This is a genomic window from Sphingomonas sp. HMP9 (genome assembly GCF_013374115.1).
GTDB lineage: Bacteria > Pseudomonadota > Alphaproteobacteria > Sphingomonadales > Sphingomonadaceae > Sphingomonas.
This window is the reverse complement of sequence record NZ_AP022673.1, coordinates 1,013,686-1,031,310: the sequence shown is the minus strand read 5'-3', so window position 1 is coordinate 1,031,310 and position 17,625 is coordinate 1,013,686. Positions and strand designations below refer to the sequence as shown.

Annotated in this window: 19 protein-coding genes and 1 riboswitch; of the genes, 10 read left to right on the top strand and 9 right to left on the bottom strand. The window is 66.7% G+C overall.

Annotation, left to right across the window (positions count from 1 at the left end):
• Positions 1-33 precede the first annotated feature (33 nt).
• From cobO to cobS, 5 genes are all read left to right on the top strand, one after another.
• The gene (gene cobO, locus HMP09_RS04480; RefSeq protein ID WP_176499371.1) at positions 34-639 is read left to right on the top strand and encodes a cob(I)yrinic acid a,c-diamide adenosyltransferase; all 606 of its coding nucleotides are present in this window, start codon (positions 34-36) and stop codon (positions 637-639) included.
• 193 nt (positions 640-832) lie between these two features.
• A riboswitch (cobalamin riboswitch) is annotated at positions 833-1,028 on the top strand.
• A 172-nt stretch (positions 1,029-1,200) separates the two neighbouring features.
• Positions 1,201-1,608 carry a DUF1636 domain-containing protein gene (locus HMP09_RS04475; RefSeq protein ID WP_176499370.1) on the top strand — a complete coding sequence of 136 codons (408 nt, stop codon included), beginning with the start codon at positions 1,201-1,203 and terminating at the stop codon, positions 1,606-1,608.
• On the top strand, positions 1,605-2,618 hold the full coding sequence (cobT, locus tag HMP09_RS04470) for a nicotinate-nucleotide--dimethylbenzimidazole phosphoribosyltransferase (RefSeq protein ID WP_176499369.1): 1,014 nt from the start codon (positions 1,605-1,607) through the stop codon (positions 2,616-2,618). The genes HMP09_RS04475 and cobT overlap by 4 nt, the downstream gene beginning before the upstream one ends.
• Positions 2,615-3,184, top strand: a complete 570-nt coding sequence (locus HMP09_RS04465) for a histidine phosphatase family protein (RefSeq protein WP_176499368.1) — start codon at positions 2,615-2,617, stop codon at positions 3,182-3,184. The genes cobT and HMP09_RS04465 overlap by 4 nt, the downstream gene beginning before the upstream one ends.
• Positions 3,181-3,894, top strand: coding sequence for an adenosylcobinamide-GDP ribazoletransferase (cobS, locus tag HMP09_RS04460; RefSeq protein WP_176499367.1), 714 nt, complete (start codon positions 3,181-3,183; stop codon positions 3,892-3,894). The genes HMP09_RS04465 and cobS overlap by 4 nt, the downstream gene beginning before the upstream one ends.
• Here the strand turns inward: cobS and HMP09_RS04455 are convergent.
• Genes HMP09_RS04455 through HMP09_RS04445 form a run of 3 tightly spaced genes read right to left on the bottom strand, consistent with a single transcriptional unit; the run spans position 3,859 to position 7,227 of the window.
• Positions 3,859-5,328 carry a cobyric acid synthase gene (locus HMP09_RS04455; protein WP_176499366.1) on the bottom strand — a complete coding sequence of 490 codons (1,470 nt, stop codon included), beginning with the start codon at positions 5,326-5,328 and terminating at the stop codon, positions 3,859-3,861. The two genes, cobS and HMP09_RS04455, sit on opposite strands and share 36 nt — an antisense overlap.
• On the bottom strand, positions 5,316-6,260 hold the full coding sequence (gene cbiB / locus HMP09_RS04450) for an adenosylcobinamide-phosphate synthase CbiB (RefSeq protein ID WP_176499365.1): 945 nt from the start codon (positions 6,258-6,260) through the stop codon (positions 5,316-5,318). Before cbiB ends, HMP09_RS04455 begins: the two co-directional genes overlap by 13 nt.
• Positions 6,253-7,227, bottom strand: a complete 975-nt coding sequence (locus tag HMP09_RS04445) for a threonine-phosphate decarboxylase (RefSeq protein WP_176501570.1) — start codon at positions 7,225-7,227, stop codon at positions 6,253-6,255. The genes cbiB and HMP09_RS04445 overlap by 8 nt, the downstream gene beginning before the upstream one ends.
• Before the next feature lie 94 nt (positions 7,228-7,321).
• On the opposite strand from HMP09_RS04445, the gene cobU reads away from it, so the two are divergent.
• Together cobU and HMP09_RS04435 are read left to right on the top strand one after the other, a co-directional pair.
• Complete coding sequence (gene cobU / locus HMP09_RS04440) at positions 7,322-7,876, top strand: bifunctional adenosylcobinamide kinase/adenosylcobinamide-phosphate guanylyltransferase (protein ID WP_176499364.1); 555 nt, start codon at positions 7,322-7,324, stop codon at positions 7,874-7,876.
• Between the two features lie 323 nt (positions 7,877-8,199).
• Entirely contained in the window at positions 8,200-8,937 is a 738-nt protein-coding gene (locus HMP09_RS04435; RefSeq protein ID WP_176499363.1) for a Crp/Fnr family transcriptional regulator, read from the top strand.
• Positions 8,938-8,946: 9 nt separating this feature from the next.
• On the opposite strand, the gene HMP09_RS04430 is transcribed toward HMP09_RS04435, so the two are convergent.
• From HMP09_RS04430 to HMP09_RS04410, 5 genes are all read right to left on the bottom strand, one after another.
• A complete protein-coding gene (locus HMP09_RS04430) occupies positions 8,947-9,165 on the bottom strand; it encodes a hypothetical protein (protein WP_176499362.1) in 219 nt (72 codons plus the stop codon).
• A gap of 109 nt (positions 9,166-9,274) precedes the next feature.
• Positions 9,275-10,291, bottom strand: a complete 1,017-nt coding sequence (locus tag HMP09_RS04425; protein WP_176499361.1) for an arginine N-succinyltransferase — start codon at positions 10,289-10,291, stop codon at positions 9,275-9,277.
• Positions 10,288-11,493, bottom strand: a complete 1,206-nt coding sequence (locus HMP09_RS04420; protein WP_176499360.1) for a hydrolase — start codon at positions 11,491-11,493, stop codon at positions 10,288-10,290. Before HMP09_RS04420 ends, HMP09_RS04425 begins: the two co-directional genes overlap by 4 nt.
• 40 nt (positions 11,494-11,533) lie before the next feature.
• On the bottom strand, positions 11,534-12,403 hold the full coding sequence (locus HMP09_RS04415) for a DUF481 domain-containing protein (RefSeq protein WP_232090668.1): 870 nt from the start codon (positions 12,401-12,403) through the stop codon (positions 11,534-11,536).
• 84 nt (positions 12,404-12,487) lie between these two features.
• A complete protein-coding gene (locus tag HMP09_RS04410; protein ID WP_176499359.1) occupies positions 12,488-12,982 on the bottom strand; it encodes an RNA pyrophosphohydrolase in 495 nt (164 codons plus the stop codon).
• A 58-nt stretch (positions 12,983-13,040) separates the two neighbouring features.
• On the opposite strand from HMP09_RS04410, the gene HMP09_RS04405 reads away from it, so the two are divergent.
• From HMP09_RS04405 to HMP09_RS04395, 3 genes are all read left to right on the top strand, one after another.
• On the top strand, positions 13,041-13,958 hold the full coding sequence (locus HMP09_RS04405) for a histone deacetylase family protein (RefSeq protein ID WP_176499358.1): 918 nt from the start codon (positions 13,041-13,043) through the stop codon (positions 13,956-13,958).
• A 20-nt stretch (positions 13,959-13,978) separates the two neighbouring features.
• Positions 13,979-15,340, top strand: a complete 1,362-nt coding sequence (locus HMP09_RS04400; protein ID WP_176499357.1) for a cryptochrome/photolyase family protein — start codon at positions 13,979-13,981, stop codon at positions 15,338-15,340.
• A 199-nt stretch (positions 15,341-15,539) separates the two neighbouring features.
• Positions 15,540-16,823 carry an SAM-dependent methyltransferase gene (locus HMP09_RS04395; RefSeq protein WP_176499356.1) on the top strand — a complete coding sequence of 428 codons (1,284 nt, stop codon included), beginning with the start codon at positions 15,540-15,542 and terminating at the stop codon, positions 16,821-16,823.
• Between the two features lie 84 nt (positions 16,824-16,907).
• On the opposite strand, the gene HMP09_RS04390 is transcribed toward HMP09_RS04395, so the two are convergent.
• Positions 16,908-17,618 carry an SDR family NAD(P)-dependent oxidoreductase gene (locus HMP09_RS04390; protein ID WP_176499355.1) on the bottom strand — a complete coding sequence of 237 codons (711 nt, stop codon included), beginning with the start codon at positions 17,616-17,618 and terminating at the stop codon, positions 16,908-16,910.
• Between the last annotated feature and the right edge of the window lie 7 nt (positions 17,619-17,625).

Below are 17,625 nucleotides of genomic sequence, written 5' to 3'. Positions count from 1 at the left end.
GGCGCGATCCGCCATCGGGGAGCGGGAGAGGACATGATCATGCGGACCGATGACGAGCAGAATGCCAAGAGCGCCAAGCGCAAGGAGGTCCATGACCGGATCGTCGCGACCAAGACGATCGAGAAGGGGCTGATCATCGTCCACACGGGCAAGGGCAAGGGCAAGTCGACCGCCGCCTTCGGCATGGCGGTGCGGATGATCGGGCACGGCCGGAAAGTCGGCGTCGTCCAGTTCGTCAAGGGCGCGATGGCGACGGGCGAGAAGGCGGTCTTCGACGCGTTTCCCGTGCTGTGCGAATTCAAGCCGATGGGCGAGGGGTTCACCTGGGATACGCAGGATCGCGCGCGCGACATCGCGGTGGCGCGCGAGGCGTGGGACGAGGTCAAGCGCATGATCGCGGATCCGTCGTATGCCATGGTCGTGGCGGACGAGCTGAACATCGTGTTGCGGTATGAGTATCTGCCCGTCGACGAGGTTCTCGCGGTGTTGGCGGCCAAGCCCGAGATGACGCATGTCGTGGTGACTGGGCGGAACGCGCCGGATGCGTTGATCGAGATGGCGGACCTGGTGACCGAGATGACGCAGGTGAAGCATCCGTTCCGGTCGGGCGTGAAGGCGCAGCTGGGGGTGGAGTTCTAGGGGCGCGCCGCGATCGTCGACGTCCGTCATCCGTCCTCCGTCATCCTGACGAAAGTCAGGATCCAGAGCCAAAGAGGGTAGCGCTCGTTACCCTGGATCCTGACTTTCGTCAGGATGACGGGGGTGGGTGGGACATGCTGGCGCGTGTCCTAAGGATACTGCCCGTGTCTTGCGTCGCCTCTTCCGCCCGCGTATCGCTCGACCCGCGACAGGTTTTCCCGAGGCGGCAACGCTGAGGGGAATGAAAATGGGAACGGGAAACACCCGGCTGCCCCTGCAACTGTACGCGGCGAGCCATCGTGCCACATGCCATTGGGATACTCCCGAGAAGGCGGCGCGGACGGCGTTGACCCGCGAGCCAGGAGACCTGCCTGTCGCGGTCGTCTTTCGTCCGGCCAGGGTGCGCCGAACGGACGGGTAACACCCCGAGCGACGACATCGCTTCGTGTCGCGCAAAGGCTGGAGGCGTGCGCCTTTTGCCCTTCGCGTGGTGCGGGACCGACTGTCCGAAGGGGTTCCTATGCCAATAGTGATATGTTTTGAGATCATCCGGGAACGGACATGCTGAAGCCGGTCGAGGACGGCGTCGCGGTGGTCGCGTGCAACACGTGCCGCCATTCCGCCGACGCGCGCGACGACGGTGACGGCGTGCGCGGCGGCGCCCGGCTGGTCAGCGCGTTGAAGGCCGTGCAGGCGACCGATCCGGCATATGCCGGGGTCGCGGTGCAGGAGATGCCGTGCCTGTTCGCGTGCCAGGATTTCTGCACGATCCACCTGCGCGCGCCTGCCAAGGTCGGCTATGTGCTCGGCCGGTTCGAGGCTACCGAGGATGCTGCGCGGGCGATCCTCGATTACGCGAAGCTCTACGGCGAGAGCGCATTCGGCCAGGTGCCGTTCAAGCAATGGCCGCAGGGTGTGAAAGGGCATTTCATCACGCGGACTCCGCCGGAGGGGTTCCTGGTCGAATGACCGCGTTTGCGACACCCGCCGCGTTTCTGGCGGCGTTGCGCGGATTGCCGCGGGCCGACGCGGCGGCGCGGTCCGCCGCGATCGCCCGGCAGGGGGATCTGACGAAGCCGCCGGGGTCGCTCGGGCGGCTGGAGGATATCGCGGTGTTCATGGCTGGCTGGCAGGGCAACCCGCTGCCCCGGCTCGATCGCGGCAGTGCTGTGGTGTTCGCTGGCAATCACGGCATCGTCGCGCGCGGCGTGAGTGCGTTTCCGGCCTCCGTCACAGCCCAGATGGTCGCCAATTTTCAGGCGGGCGGCGCGGCGATCAACGCACTGTCGCGCGCCGCGGGGCTCGACCTCAAGATCGTTTCGCTAGATCTCGACCAGCCGACGGCGGACTTCACGCAAGCCCCGGCGATGTCGGAGGACGAGTGCCTCGCGGCGATCAACGCGGGCGCGGCGGCAGTCGCCGATGCGCCGGATCTGGTCGTCCTCGGCGAAATGGGAATCGGCAACTCGACCACTGCCGCCGCGCTGTGTCTGGCGAGCTTCGGCGGGTCGGCACGCGACTGGGTCGGGCCGGGCACTGGCGTCGATGACGAGGGTATTGCGCGGAAGATCGCGGTCGTCGACGAGGGGCTCGCGCTGCACCGCGACGGGCTGGGCACGCCGTTCGAGATCCTGCGGCGGCTCGGCGGACGCGAGCTGGCGGCGATCGCGGGCGCGGTGCTTGCCGCGCGGTTGGCGGGTGTGCCGGTGATGCTCGACGGGTTCATCTGTTGTGCAGCGGTCGCGCCGTTGGCGGCAGCGTGCCCCGACATCCTCGCGCATTGCCTGGCGGGACACGTCTCGGCCGAGCCGGGACACCAGCGCCTGCTGGAGCACATGGCCCTCGCTCCATTGCTGTCGCTCGGGATGCGGCTGGGCGAGGGTAGCGGCGCTGCGACCGCGACGTTGCTTGTCCGCGCCGCATTGGCGGTGCACGCCGAGATGGCGACCTTCGCCGAGGCAGGCGTTTCCGCGGCGTGAGCGCGCACATGCTGTATCTGATGCGGCACGGTGCGCCGGCGGTGGCGGGGCGGCTCCTCGGGCGAACCGACGATCCGGCGACCGAGGCGGGGATCGCAGCCTGTTTAGCGCGGGCCAGCGGGCTTGAGATCGACCGGATCGAGGCATCCGACCTGATCCGCGCGCGCGGCTGTGCGCAGGCCATCGGCGAGCTGCGAGGCGTTGCGGTCGAGACCGATCCACGTTGGCGGGAACTGGATTTCGGCGCGTGGGACGGGCTGGCCCCGGCGGCAATCGACCCAACCCGACTGGCCGCCTTCTACGACGATCCGGACGCCGCGCCGCCCCCCGACGGCGAGCGCTGGTCCGCGTTGCAGGCCCGTGTCGCGCAGGCCCTTGCCGCTGTGCCGCCAAGATCGACGTTGGTCGTAACGCACGGTGGCACGATCCGCGCGGCACTCGCGGCGTTGTGCGGGTTCGATCGGCGGCAGATATGGGCATTCGACCTCCCTTATGCTGCGCTTGTCTCGCTACGGATCTGGCCGGGCCCGACGCGGACCGTGCAGATCGTCGGGCTGGCGACGTGAGACGGCTGATCGTCGCGTTCGGGTTCCTCACTCGCTTGCCGATGCCGCGCGTCGATAGCGGCGCCGAGGATTTCGCCGCGGCGATCCGTTTCTATCCCGTCGTCGGCCTGGCGATCGGCGCGATCGTCGCAGTCGCCGGCTGGCTGGGCGCGCTGGTCGATCCGTGGACAGGCGCCTGTGCCGCGCTACTGGTGTGGATCGCGGTCACCGGTGCGCTGCATCTCGACGGTCTCGCCGATCTCGCCGACGGGCTCGGCGCGGCACATGGCGATCGGACGCGGCTGCTCGCGGTCATGGCCGATCCGCATATCGGCAGCTTCGGCGTCGTCGCGATCGTAGGGCAGATGCTCGCCAAGCTCGTGCTGTTGCATGCGATCGGACCGCACTGGCCCCTGATCCTCGTACCGTTCGCCGCGAGGATGGGGCCGCTACTCTGGTCGAAGCTGTTGCCGCCACTCCGGCCCGGTGGCCTCGGCGCAGCGGTCGCCGGCGCGGTCCGCCCTCGCGACCTGCTCGGGTGGGGCCTGCTACTCGCGCTCGCTGCCGTCGCAGTACCGGCGCTGCTTGCCCTTCCGCTCGTAGCGGTGGCCGTCGCGGCATGGTTGCGGCGGACGCTCGGTGGGGTGACTGGCGACGCGCATGGTGCCGGGATCGAGATCGTCGAAACCGGGTTGTTAGTCGCGCTCGCGGTGGCCCGCGCGCTCGCTTAGCGCTAGCAGCGCGTCCAAGTCGACATGCCGCTCGAGCGTCGCGGCGATCGCATCCAGCGCGTCATCGATCGAGGCCGCATGATCGGGCCCGCTGCCCGCGACACCCAACCGGGCCAGCCACGCCGCGCGCTGCTCCGCAAGCGCGAGCAGACCGTGGACATAGCTGCCCGACACCAGCCCGTCCGCACTCGTCGCACCCTCGGGACTGCCATCGGCACGGTGCCCGACCGGACGGGCGGTCGCTGGCCCGGTGGTCGCCCCCATGTGCATCTCATAGCCCTCGAAAGACGCGCCCCGTGCCCGGCCGCGAACTCGCTCCAGCGTCTTGTGGCCGGTAAGAACCGTGTCGACATCGAGCAGCCCTAGCCCCTCGACGCGGCTCGCCGGCCCCTCGATCCCGTCCGGGTCGGCGATACTGCGACCGAGCATCTGATACCCGCCGCAAAGCCCGAGCACGGGCTTGCCGCGACGATGATGCGCATGGATGTCGATGTCCCATCCCTGCGCGCGCACGAAGGCGAGATCCGGGATCGTCGCCTTCGATCCCGCGAGCACGATCATGTCGACGTCCGGGATTGGGGTGCCGGGCGGTACCATCACCACCGCGACGCCGCGTTCGAGCCGAAGCGGATCGAGGTCATCAAAATTGGCGATCCGCGGCGTGATCGGACAGGCGATCGTGACCCGGCGCTGCGCACTGGCGGCAGGTCGTTCGAGGATCACCGCATCCTCGCTCGGCAGCCTCACCGCATCGGCTAGCCACGGCACGACGCCATAGCCCCGCCACCCGCTCCGCGCTTCGATCGCGCGATACCCGTCGTCGAACAGCGCGGGGTCGCCGCGAAACTTGTTGATCAGGAAGCCGTGGATCATCGCCGCGTCGGCCGGGTCGATCACCGCGCGCGTGCCGACGATCGCCGCGATCACGCCACCGCGGTCGATATCGCCGACCAGCACCACTGGCACGCTCGCGGCGCGCGCGAAGCCCATGTTGGCAATGTCCCCGGCACGCAGGTTGATCTCCGCCGGGCTGCCTGCGCCTTCGACGACGACGAGATCGCAGCCGGACGACAACCGTTCGAAGCTGTCGAGCACGTTTACCAGCAGCCCTTCGCGCCCCTCGCGCCAGCGCGCTGCGGCCAGCGTGCCGCGCACCTGGCCGCGGACGATCAGCTGCGACGTGCGATCGCCCTGAGGCTTGAGCAGGACCGGGTTCATGTCGACGCTGGGCGCGACGCGGCACGCGATCGCCTGCGTCGCCTGGGCACGACCGATCTCTCCGCCATCGGCCGTGACGGCGGCATTGTTCGACATGTTCTGGGGCTTGAAAGGACGGACCGACAGCCCGCGATTGGCGAACGCGCGGCATAATCCCGCGACCAACACCGATTTGCCGACGTCCGACCCGGTTCCCTGAAGCATCAGAGCGCCCATGCGATCCCCCCGGCAATGACGAGCAAAAGCACGCAGGCGCGGCGATAGATGCCGAGCGCGGCGCGGAGGTCGGCTGCGGTCGCGTCCACGCGGCCGTCGCCAATATAGGGCTTGGCGACGCTGACCCCGTCATAGGCGATCGGCCCGGCAAGACGAAGGCCTAGCAGGCCCGCCATGGCCGCTTCGGGCCAGCCGGCGTTGGGCGAGGCGTGGTTACCCGCATCGCGCAGCATCGTCCGCCACCCTGCAACGCGCCACCCCGCTGTACACAACACTACGCCGCTCACCCGCGCCGGTATCAGGTTGGCAAGATCGTCGGTGCGGGCGGCAGCCCAGCCGAACGCGCGCCATCGTTCCTCGCGGTGCCCGATCAGGCTGTCGGCAGTGTTGATCGCCTTATACGCCCATAGACCCGGCAGTCCGGCGGCCAGCAGCCAGAACAGCGGCGCAACGACGCCGTCGCAAACGCTTTCCGCCAGACTTTCGATCGCGGCGCGCGCGACGCCGGCTTCGTCGAGCGTTGCGACGTCCCGACCAACGATCATCGCGACGCGCGCGCGCGCGGTTTCGAGGTCACCGGTTTCCAGCGCGCGCGCGACCGGTGCGACATGATCGTATAGGCTGCGGATCGCGAGGCCAGGCACCGCCATCGCGCCGATCGCGATCCACGCCACCGGACCGAACACGAGGCGCGCGACTGCGGTCGCACAAAGCGCGACCGCAGTCGCTACGGCGACGAGCGCGACGGTCGTGACGACACCGGCGGCGCGGCGTGTCGCGTCCGATAGCTTGGGACGGTTCCACCGAGTTTCGGCCCAGCCGATCATGCGCGCGAACCCGCCGACCGGATGACCGACCCGCGCATAGAGCGGTGCCGGCCAGCCGATCGCTGCGTCGATGATGATCGCCAGGACCGCGACCGGCTCAGCCATCGCCGAGTGCTTCGTCGAGCCGCGTGAAGGCGGCATCGGTGCCGGGGATCCCCATCCGCAGCCAGCACGGCGCGTGATCGAACGTGCGCGTCAGGATGCCGGCCTGCGCCAGCCGTTCGAACAGCGCTTGCGCCGCGTCGGTCTCGATCAGCCGGAACAGTGGGCATTCGCCGCGGGCTTGCAGGCCATGGCGTGCCAGCATCACGTCCAGCCTGGTGGCACGGTCGAGGATAGAGACTCGCGATGCGGCGATCCAGTCGGCGTCTTGGTAGGCGGCGGTGCCATAGGCCACGGCATGCCCCGAAATAGGCCAACTGCCGAGCCGCTGTCGCATCGCGGAGACGTGTTCCGGCGGGGCGATCATGAACCCGAGTCGCACGCCGGGCAGGCCGAAGAATTTGCCGAACGACCGGAATATGATCGCGCGGTCCGTGGGACGGAGCAGGGGGATGATGCTCGAGTCCGGCGCTACGTCTGCGAACGCTTCGTCGACGATCAGGAAGGCGCCGTTGCGCGCGATATCGAGCAGGCGTTGCGGCACGTCGCGGCGGCCGTCGGGATTGTTGGGGTTGGCCAGCAGCAGCGTGCCGTCCGTCACGGTATCGATCGCATCCCGCGCTATCGGAACGGAGCGGTCGATCGCTTCGGCGTGCGTGGCATAGCTCGGCACGATGAATCGGGCGGGGGTCGGCAGGTCGAGCGCGGTGAGCGTTCTCAGGCCGAGTTCGCTGCCGGGCAGCGCAACGACCCGGTCCGCGGTCGTGCCGAATACGGCAGCAGCCGTGGCTTCAAGATCGGCGATCGCGGCGGGCGAGGGGAGGCTATGCAGATCGACCGTCGGCGCGATTTCGATCGGCCAGGGGCACGGATTGATGCCGGTCGACAAGTCGAGCCAGGGGCGCGGCGCATTCGGATAGCGGGCGGCGGCAAGGTCGATCCGTCCACCGTGGATGCGCAGCGCGTTCATACCGTCTTTCACTCGAACTCGCGGGCTTTCGCTTGATCTTCCGAGCGTCATCGTCATTCCGGGCATGCGGAGCAAGCACGAAGGAGATGGTGGGATGCAATCGGTCGGAACGCCGTTCGGGAAAAGCCTGTTCGTGCTGGGCGGCGCGCGCTCGGGCAAGAGCCGCCACGCGCAGGCCTTGGCCGAGGCCGCGGCGACGGACCAGACGCGGCTCGTCTACATCGCGACCGCGCAGGCGTTCGACGGCGAGATGGAGGACCGGATCGCGCGCCACCGCGCCGATCGCGACGATCGATGGAGGACCGTCGAGGCTCCGCTGGCACTCGGCGACGCGCTGGCGCGCGAAGACGGCGTGGACGTGGTGATGCTGGTCGACTGCCTGACCCTGTGGATGTCGAACCTGCTTCTCGCTGACGAGGCCATCGCGGCCCGCGTGGACGATCTGGTCGAGACGATCGCCCGGCTGCAAGGCCGCGTCATCCTCGTTTCGAACGAGGTCGGATTGGGGATCGTGCCGGACAATCATTTGGCGCGACGTTTCCGGGATGCCGCGGGGTCGCTCCATCAGCGGATCGCGGCACAGGTTGATTCTGTCGACAATGTCATGGCCGGATTGGTGCAGCGCTGGAAGATGCCTCTCAGTGATTGAGTATCTCGCGGCGACTATCGGACGGCATTGCTCGGAATATCGGCTATTCACTGAGAATAAAAATAACCATTTGTTTGCTGGAAAAACCTGATCTCGTTTCTGATTGGCCAAACTTCGCTATCGTGTTCAGCCAACCGCCAAATAAATAATCTATCTTTTATTTACGCAATCCGAAAATTAATTGGGTCAGATCGAGCGTCTCAAACATTAATTATCCCATTTTGCGCGAGCTATGTTAAAAGGGCGGATCGCCAGCCGATTTCTGGGCTCTGGCGACCGAGAGATGCATGTGCTCCCGCCCCGATTTCTGCGGGATTACACTTATGGCTACGACGCCTAGCCCCCTGGCGCTGATGGTTCGGAAGTTGGAAACGCACGCGGTGCTGGGCGACGGTGACCGCAACGCATTGCTCGCGCTGCCGTACACGATCCGCACGTTCGAGCCGTCCTCCTACCTTGTACGCGAAGGCGACGCGCCGGATCAATGCGCCGTCCTGCTGTCGGGGTTTGCGTATCGCCAGAAGCTGACCGGCGATGGCATGCGCCAGATCGTGTCGCTCCACATCCCGGGCGAGCCGCTCGACTTCCAGCACCTGTTCCTCGACGTCGCGGACCACAACGTCCAGACGCTCACCCGCGCGGAGATCGCGACGATCCCGCGATCGGCGTTGCGTGAACTAGCGCGCAACCGCGCGGCGATCGGCAACGCGATCTTCGTCAACACGCTGGTCGAGGCCTCGATCTTTCGCGAATGGATCCTCAATATCGGTCGGCGCGATGCGCGGTCGCGACTGGCGCATTTCCTGTGCGAATTCGCGATCCGTCTCGATACGCAAGGGCTTACCGGCGCCGACGGCTATGAATTGCCGATGAGCCAGGAGCAGCTCGGCGATGCGCTAGGGCTGACGGCGGTGCACGTGAACCGGACGATCAAGTCGCTTGAGGCTGACGGGCTGATCGGTCGCAATCGTCGCCGGATCAGCTTTCCGCGATGGGACGCGCTGCGCGAACTCGCGGATTTCTCGAGCCGTTACCTGCATCTGGCGCAGCAGACGACCTAGCCGCTCGACCTACCGATCTCGTGCGTGGTCGACCGAATCGATGATCCGCCCACCCGCCATGAACACCGCGATCGGGCAGACCGCGAACAGGAGCCAGCCGCCGTATCCGGGATATTGCTCCAGATAATGCATACCGCGTTCGACCGCCCCGACGCCTAGGCCGTAGATGACGAGAAAAGCCTCGAACTTGGTCTTGATGACGAAGAGGCGCGCAAACCGGGTCCACATGGCAAACGTCTAAGCAAGATCCGTACCAGCGGTGAATATCCAACGTTTCGACGTGGCGGAACGTAGTTAACTGTAAATTAACCCGACGTATTTCTGTGCCACGTCGCCGTTAGATCCGCGCGACGTGCGTGACCCGGTCGGCGTCGCGAACACCCAGTGTGCGCGCGCAATGCTCGTCCAACATGACGCCGTCGTCCGTCGCACGGACCTTGCCGAACGCCGCACGGAAGTTGGCCAGGTGGCCCGTTGCGACCAGCGCGTCCTTGCCGTCATCGCCGCCGATCGCCACCACGCGGTTGTCGCGCGCGTCGGCGATCGAGCGGACCTGATCGGTGCGCGCCGTCATCGTCGGGCCGCCGTCGAAGATATCGACATAGTTCTCGAAGGCAAAGCCCTCGTTCTCCAGCATTCGCATCGCCGCGCGGCCGGACGGATGCGGCAAGCCGATCGCAGCGCGTGCCGTCTCGGTCAGCATGGCGGTGTAGATCGGGTGCTTGGGCATTAGGTCGGCGATGAACTGGTGGCCGTTGATCGCATTGAACTGATCCGCGTCCTGAAAATTCATTCCGAAGAACCGTCCGGCGAGTCCGTCCCAGAACGGCGAGCCGCCCGCCTCGTCGATCACACCGCGCAATTCGGCGAGGATGCGGTCCGCGAAGCGTGAACGGTGCATCTTGATGAAGAGATAGCGGCTGCGCGCGAGCAACAGCCCCAGGCCACCTGCGCGTTCGCCCGGGTGGAGGAACAGTCCGCCAACCTCGCTGGCGCCTTCGAGGTCAGTGGCGAGCGACAGCATGTCGGCGCGGAAGGTGCGGTTCAGTTCGCGGCTATGCTGGGTGAGCTGGCCGATCCGGTAGCTGTAGAACGGATAGCTCTGCCCGACCTGCGTGAAGATCTGACAGGTGCCACGGACTTCCTGCGTCTCGATATTCTCGAGGATCAGCACGAACAGTTCGTCCTGGACCGGGCCGTCGGTGCGCGCGAACGCCGCGTGGCTGCGTTCGAGCTTGGCGGTCAGCGCGCGGCGATCGGGGGGCAGATTGGTGAACCCGCCGCCCGTGAGCTTGGCCATTTCGTAAAGGTGCTGAAGGTCGTCGTCGACCGCGGCCCGGATCCTGAAGCTCACAAGCGGCCCTCCGCAATACGCAATATGGTGACCGCCGACAGCGCCGCGCGTTCGGCGAGGCTGTCGGGGATCATGAACTCGGCGGTCGAATGGATTGCGCCGCCGCGGACGCCCATCGTGTCGACGACGGGCACGCCGGCAGCCGCGATGTTGTTGCCATCGCAGACGCCGCCGGTAGCTTTCCAGGCGATGTCGAGACCGAGGTCCGCGCCGGATGCCTTGACCAGATCGAACAGGCGCGCGGCGCCGTCGTCGATCGGTTTGGGCGGGCGGTTGAAAGTGCCATGGACTTCGACGCGGACGTCGTGCTCGGCGGCGACCATCGCGATCGCCGAGTCGATGTGGGATTGCGCGCGGGCGATCTCGTCGAGCGTGGCGGGGCGGAAGTTGATGCGTAGGATGGCGAGGTCGGGAACGACGTTGTTGGGGCCGCCACCTTCGATCCGGGCGGGGTTCACCGCGAGGCGGGGCCCGCGGACCTTCGCCAGGCGCACCGCGATATCCGCGGCGGCAACGATGGCGTTGCGCCCGTCCTCGGGATTGCGACCGGCGTGCGCGCTTCGACCGTGCACGATGATCGAGAAATTCCCCGTGCCGCCGCGTGCACCGGCGAGCGTCCCGTCGGCGAGCGCGGGTTCGTAGGTCAACGCGGCGATCTTTCCGCGCGCCGCGCGCGCCAGCAGAGCGGCGGACGAAAAGGAACCGGTTTCCTCGTCCGAGTTGATCACGACGTCATAGCCGATGCGGTCGGCGACAGGGCTCGCCTCGACCGCCCGAAGCGCGGCGAGCATCACGGCCAGGCCGCCCTTCATGTCGGCGACACCAGGGCCGTTGAGCCGACCATCGTCCTGCCAGCGGAGTGACTGGAATGCGTGATCGACCGGATAGACCGTGTCCATGTGGCCGGTGAACAGCATTCGGACTGGCGCTTCCGGGCGGACGATCAGATGAAGATGCTTGCCGTGCTCGATCGACGACACGCTGCCGTCCGTGCCGACGCTGTCGACCGCAATGGGCTCGACGAGCGTGATCTCGCCCGGCAGGCTCGCGAACGCGTCGCCAAGCAATCCGGCCATGGTCGCCAGCCCGGCGAGGTTGCGCGTGCCGCTGTTGACGGCCGCCCATGCCTCGACCTGTGCCAGCATCGGTGCCGCGCCCGCCGCGTCGACGGCATCGCGCTCTATCGGTGTAAGTCCCCTCATCACGCGACCCTAGCGATGCCAGGCGCGTGTGGGAACAGCGTCAGAAGCTGTAGACCAGTGATGCGCGGCTGGTGGTGTCGGTGGAGACCGAGCCGACCGGCGGTTCGCTTTCATACTGCACACTGTACGATAGCGCGGCGGACAGGGGCCCGATCAACTTGGCGTTGAGCGAGGTCGTGCCGCTGAGCGTGCTGTTGTAGCGCTGGACATAGGCGGACGCGACCTGGCTGATCGAGAGCCCGCTGAGGATCCGCACGCTGAAGTTTGCGGTGCCGCGCGCGGCGATGCTGCTCTGCTCGGTATCGTCGGTGAATTCGGTGTAGCGATACGCTGGCCCGAGTTCGAGATCGAGCTTGGTCCCCGCGGTCTTGATCACGCTGTAGCCCGCACCGACCGAGGTCGAATAGCGGTTGAAATAGCCGAGGAACCGATCGCCTTCATACTGCGCGACACCGTAGATATAGGCGCGGTCGTCGATCTTATAGTTGGGTTCGTACGAGGCGAGATAGTGCTCGCGCGTCGTCACGTTCTGGTTCGACTGGTAGTCGGCCTGTGCATGGAATTTCTGGCGCCAACGAAGACCTTCGCGGTTGAGATCGAGCACTGCGGTGCCGCCGGCCGTGTCGGAATTGCCCGTCGTCAGGTACCCGCCGACCTCCGCCTTGCCGCTCCATAGGTCGAGGAAGCTGGCTTGGCGGATAACCTGCGTGCGCTGTGCTGCACGATCGGCCTTCCACTTCTCCGCGATCGCCAGCACCGCATCGCCGCTGAGCGGATCGGCAGCGCGTGCGTATTTGGCGATCGTATTGACGTCGGCCTCGTTGCCCGCCTCCAGCGCGGCGTCGAGCATCGCGCGGATCGTCTCGGGGATCATCACCGATTGCGGATCGGGCGCGTTCGCCAGCAGCAACGGCGCGCAAACGAGCAGGGGGAGAAGAGGTGATAAGCGGCGCACAGCCGTTCCGTAACGGCAGCGTAGCGGATTGGGAACCGCTCAGCGCTTCCCGGTTGCGCCGAGATGTGGCGCGAAGGCGGCGAGTACCTGTTCGTAGAGGGCCTTTTTGAACGGAACGATCAATCGCGGCAGGTCGGCAGGATCGCTCCAGCGCCACGCGCGGAACTCCTCATGCTCGGTGGCGATGTTCACGTCGGCGTCGGTGCCGTGGAAGCGGTACAGGAACCAACGCTGCGTCTGGCCGCGCCATTTGCCCTTCCAGACCTTGCCGAGCAGTTCGGGCGGGAGGTCGTAGACGAATTCGCCCGGGGCTTCCGCGACGAGTTCCACCTTGTCCGGCATGACGCCGGTTTCTTCGCCGAGTTCACGCAGTGCTGCGGCTTCGGCGTCCTCGCCGGGATCGATCCCGCCCTGCGGCATCTGCCACGCCTCCAACGGCGAATCGTTGCGCTGGCCCACGAAGACCTTGCCTTCGGCGTTGATCAGCATGATCCCGGCGCACGGGCGGTAGGGCAGGCTCGAAACGTCGGTCAAATTCGTCTCCGCAACGCAGGTGCTTGGGGCTGGGGTAGCGCGCTCCTACCTACGGAGCATGATCCATGTCGTCCACCATCCCGACTATGTCACACCGGCCCCCGCGCGCTCGACCTATCGCTGGAACAAGAACGGGCTGATCCGCGACCTGCTGCTCGAAAAGGAGGATGCGGTCGCGTGGCACCGTGCGGAGGCTACGCCGACTGCGTGGCTGGAGGCGGTGCACGACGAGGATTACGTTGCCGAAGTCCTCGAGGCGCGCGTGCCGAAGGAAAAGGAGCGGCGGATCGGGTTTCCGGTGACCACGGCGGTGGCATCGCGCGCGGCGATCGTGCCGCACGGGACGTGGCTCGCGGCGTGCCTTGCGCTGGAGCACGGGTTCGCAGCGAATACGGCGGGCGGGAGCCACCATGCGCTGGCGAATACCGGTGCCGGGTTTTGCGTGTTCAATGATCTGGCCGTGGCGGCGGCGCGGTTGATCGACGAGGGCCGCGTGGCGCGCGTTCTTGTGGTCGATTGCGACGTGCACCAGGGCGACGGAACCGCGGCACTGCTCGCGGGACGGCCGGAGATCGCGACCTATTCGATCCACGCAGAGAAAAATTTTCCCGTCCGAAAGGCGCGATCGACGCTCGATGTCCCGTTGCCGGACAAGGTCGGCGACGATGAGTATCTGGCGACGCTAGAGGAGACCCTGCTGCCGTTGCTTGACGCGTTTCAGCCGGAATTAATCCTATATCAGGCAGGGGTGGATCCGTTCGAAGGCGATCGGCTCGGGCGGCTGGCGCTCACCTTGGACGGTCTCGCGCGGCGGGAGCAGCTGGTTGCCGGCATGGCGATCGCACGGGGCGTGCCGCTCGCGAGTACGGTCGGCGGCGGCTATGGCGAGGATGCGATGGCGATTGCCGAACGACATGTCGCGGCGATCATGACGCTGGGCGAAACTTTTGCCGCCGCGGGTGACGCCGGACTGTAGCTTCGTGCATTGAACATGCGATGACGACACCTTCGCTGCTCTGGCTTCGCCAGGACCTTCGCCTTCACGATCAACCCGCGCTCATCGCAGCCGCGCACGCCGGACCGGTGATCCCGGTCTATGTGCTCGATGACGACGCGCCGGGGACATGGAAGATGGGCGGGGCGCAGCGGTGGTGGCTGCACCATACGCTCGACGCCTTTGCCAAGGCGCTGGCCGACAAGGGATCGAAGCTTGTTCTGCGACGCGGGGATGCGGTCGAGGTGCTGAAGGCGCTAATGCAGGAAACCGGCGCCGCGCAGGTTCATGCGATCCGGCATTACGAACCATGGTGGCGCAAGACCGAGGCAGCGCTCGGCGATCGACTGTGCCTACATGACGGCAATCATCTTGCGCGCGTCGAGGACGTAAGGACGGGCTCGGGCGGCCAGTTTAAGGTCTATTCGTCGTTCTGGAAGGCGCTCAACCAGATGATGCCGCCGGGCGAGCCCGAGCCCGTGCCACGGACGATCGCGGCGCCGTCGAGTTGGCCGAAGAGCGAGACGCTGACGGACTGGAACCTGCTGCCGACCAAGCCGGACTGGTCGGCGGGGTTTGCCGACTGGACGCCGGGCGAAGCGCAGGCGTTGAAGAACGCAAAGGCGATGGCGCCGATCGTCGAGGTCTATGACGTCGATCGCAACATGCCGTCGATCGAGGGTACGTCGCGCCTGTCACCGCATCTCCATTTCGGCGAGATATCGCCGCGGACGGTGTGGCATGCGGTCGACGGGCACGGCGACGCGACGACGTTCCGCAAGGAACTGGCGTGGCGCGACTTCACCGATGGCGTCGTGTTGACGATGCCCGATTACGGAGAGGCGAACGGCCGGCCTAAGTTCGACAAGTTGCCCTGGCGATCGGGCAAGGATGCCGACGCGGACCTGAAGGCGTGGCAGACGGGCAGGACCGGCTATCCGATCGTCGATGCCGGGATGCGCCAGCTCTGGACGACCGGCTGGATGCACAACCGCGTCCGGATGATCACCGCGAGCTTCCTGGTGAAGCATCTGCTGATCGACTGGCGCGAGGGGGAACGCTGGTTCTGGGATTGCCTGGTCGATGCGGATTACGGGAATAATGCGGTGAACTGGCAATGGGTGGCCGGGACCGGGGTGGATTCGAACATGTTCGGGCGGATCATGGCGCCGTTGTCGCAGTCGGAGAAGTTCGACGCGGAGGATTACATTCGGGAATGGGTGCCCGAACTAGCCAAAGTCTCGGGCGGGGCGATCCATGATCCGGACCAATCCGGCTGTCGACCGCGCGATTATCCGGCGAAGATTGTCGGGCACCGCGAAGGGCGCGAGCGCGCGCTAGAGGCTGGACGGCACGCGCGTTGATGGACTGCCAAACGCCCTTCCGTCATCCTGACGAAAGTCAGGATCCAGAGTAACGGGCGCCGACCTCCTTGGATGTGGATCCTGACTTTCGTCAGGATGACGATGAAGGGGGGGCGGCACTCGTCCATCCAGCGCCATAATCGTCAGTTTGACGCCGCCCTCTTTCCTCGCTCGCGCCCCTGTTGCATGGAGCGCCGCGATGACTGCCGTTCCCGCTTTCGACGATCTTCCTGCCGCGCAGGTGTCCCCGGTCGCGCGCCTAGTCGCGCCGGTCTTCCACCGGTTGCTCGACCGGATCGACGCGGGGCTTGCGAGCGGGGGGATCGAGGCGCGACTTCCCGACGGCACGCGGCGGCTGATCGGCGGACGCGCGCCGGGGCCGATGCCGGTGGTGATCGTACATCGCTGGCGCGCGCTGGTCCGGCTCGCGACGGCGGGATCGGTCGGCTGGTACGAGGGCTGGGCCGCCGGCGACTGGTCGAGCCCCGACCCGGTGCCGCTGTTCGACCTGTTCATGCGCAACCGTCATACGCTGGGGAGTTCGGCGCGGTCGGGTGGCGTGGTGCGACTGGCCGCGCGCGCCTGGCATCGGATGCGGCGCAACGATCCTACAGGTTCGCGCCGGAACATCGCGGCGCATTACGACCTCGGCAATGATTTCTACGAGACGTGGCTCGATCCGAGCCTGACCTATTCGAGCGCAATCTTCGCCGAACCGATCGACGGCGCCGAGCCGCATACGGCGGCGCAGGCGAGGAAGCTGCGCGCGATCCTCGACCGGACCGGCGCGCGGGCTGGCGATACGATCCTCGAGATCGGCTGCGGCTGGGGATCGTTTGCAGAAATGGCGGCGCGCGCGGGGGTAGGCGTGCATGCGTTGACGCTGTCGACCGAGCAGAAACGGCAGGTCGACAACCGGATCGCGGCGGCGGGGCTCGACGGCGTTCGCGTGGCGCTGACCGACTATCGCCACGTCACCGGGACGTATGACGCGGTCGCGAGCATCGAGATGGTCGAGGCGGTCGGCGAGGAATATTGGCCGGTCTATCTCGACGCGATCGCGCGCGCGTTGAAGCCGGGCGGTCGGGCGGCGTTGCAGTATATCTCGATCGACGATGCGATCTTCGACTCCTATTCGCGCAGCGTCGATTTCATCCAGCGCTATGTGTTTCCGGGTGGGATGCTGCTGTCCGAGCCGCGGTTTCGCGCGCTGGCGGAGGCGCGGGGGTTGGTCTGGGAGGACCGGCGCGGGTTCGGTCTCCACTATGCCGAGACGCTGCGGCGGTGGCGGGTCGCGTTCGACGCCGCGGTTGCCGAGGGGCGGTTGCCGGCGCGGTTCGACGCGCGGTTCGTGGCGTTGTGGCGCTACTATCTGATGTATTGCGAGGGTGGGTTCCTCGGCGGCGGGATCGATGTCGCGCAGGTCACGCTGGTTAAGAAGAAAGTCCTCCCCCGCCAGGGGGAGGTGGGAGGCACAGCCTGACGGAGCGGGCGGTGACGGGGAACGTCTGTTCCGTGTCCTCCCCCTCCGTCACCTTCGGCGACACCTCCCCCTGGCGGGGGAGGATCAGTTCACCCGTTCGAAATGGCCGGCCCCGAAGCCGTCGATCGCCAACGCCACGATCCGGGCGGCCACCACGGTCGGCTCCTTGACCGAGTTCGGATCCTCGCCCGGATACGCGCGCGCGCGCATCTTCGTACGCGTGGCGCCGGGGTCGACGATCGCGGTGCGGATCGCGCTGATCTCGGCCATCTCGTCGCCATAAGCGCCTAGCAGAGTTTCGAACGCGGCCTTCGATGCGCCGTACAGGCCCCAATACGCGCGGGGTTTGCGACCGACGCTCGACGTCACGCCGATTACGCGTGCCGATTTCGCCTTTTTCAGCATTGGATCGAACGCCGTGATGAGCGCCGCCTGCGCACTCACGTTGAGGGTCAGGACCTGCGCCATTTCCTTGGGATCGATCGCCGGGACCGACGACAGCGAGCCGAGCATGCCCGCGTTGAGGACCAGAATGTCGAGCGCGTCCCAGCGGTCGCCGATCGCCGTCGCAAGCCGGGCGATCGCTTCGCTTTCCGCCAGATCCAGCGGAGCAATCGTTGCCGAGCCGCCAGCCGCGTGGATCGTCGCCTCGACCTCTTCGAGGCCCCCCGGCGTCCGCGCGGTCAGGACGACGTGCGCGCCCTTTGCTGCCAGTGCGATCGCGGTGGCCGCGCCGATGCCGCGGCTGGCACCGGTGACCAAGGCCAGCCGGCCTTCGAGAGGCTTGTCCGTCATGTAAACT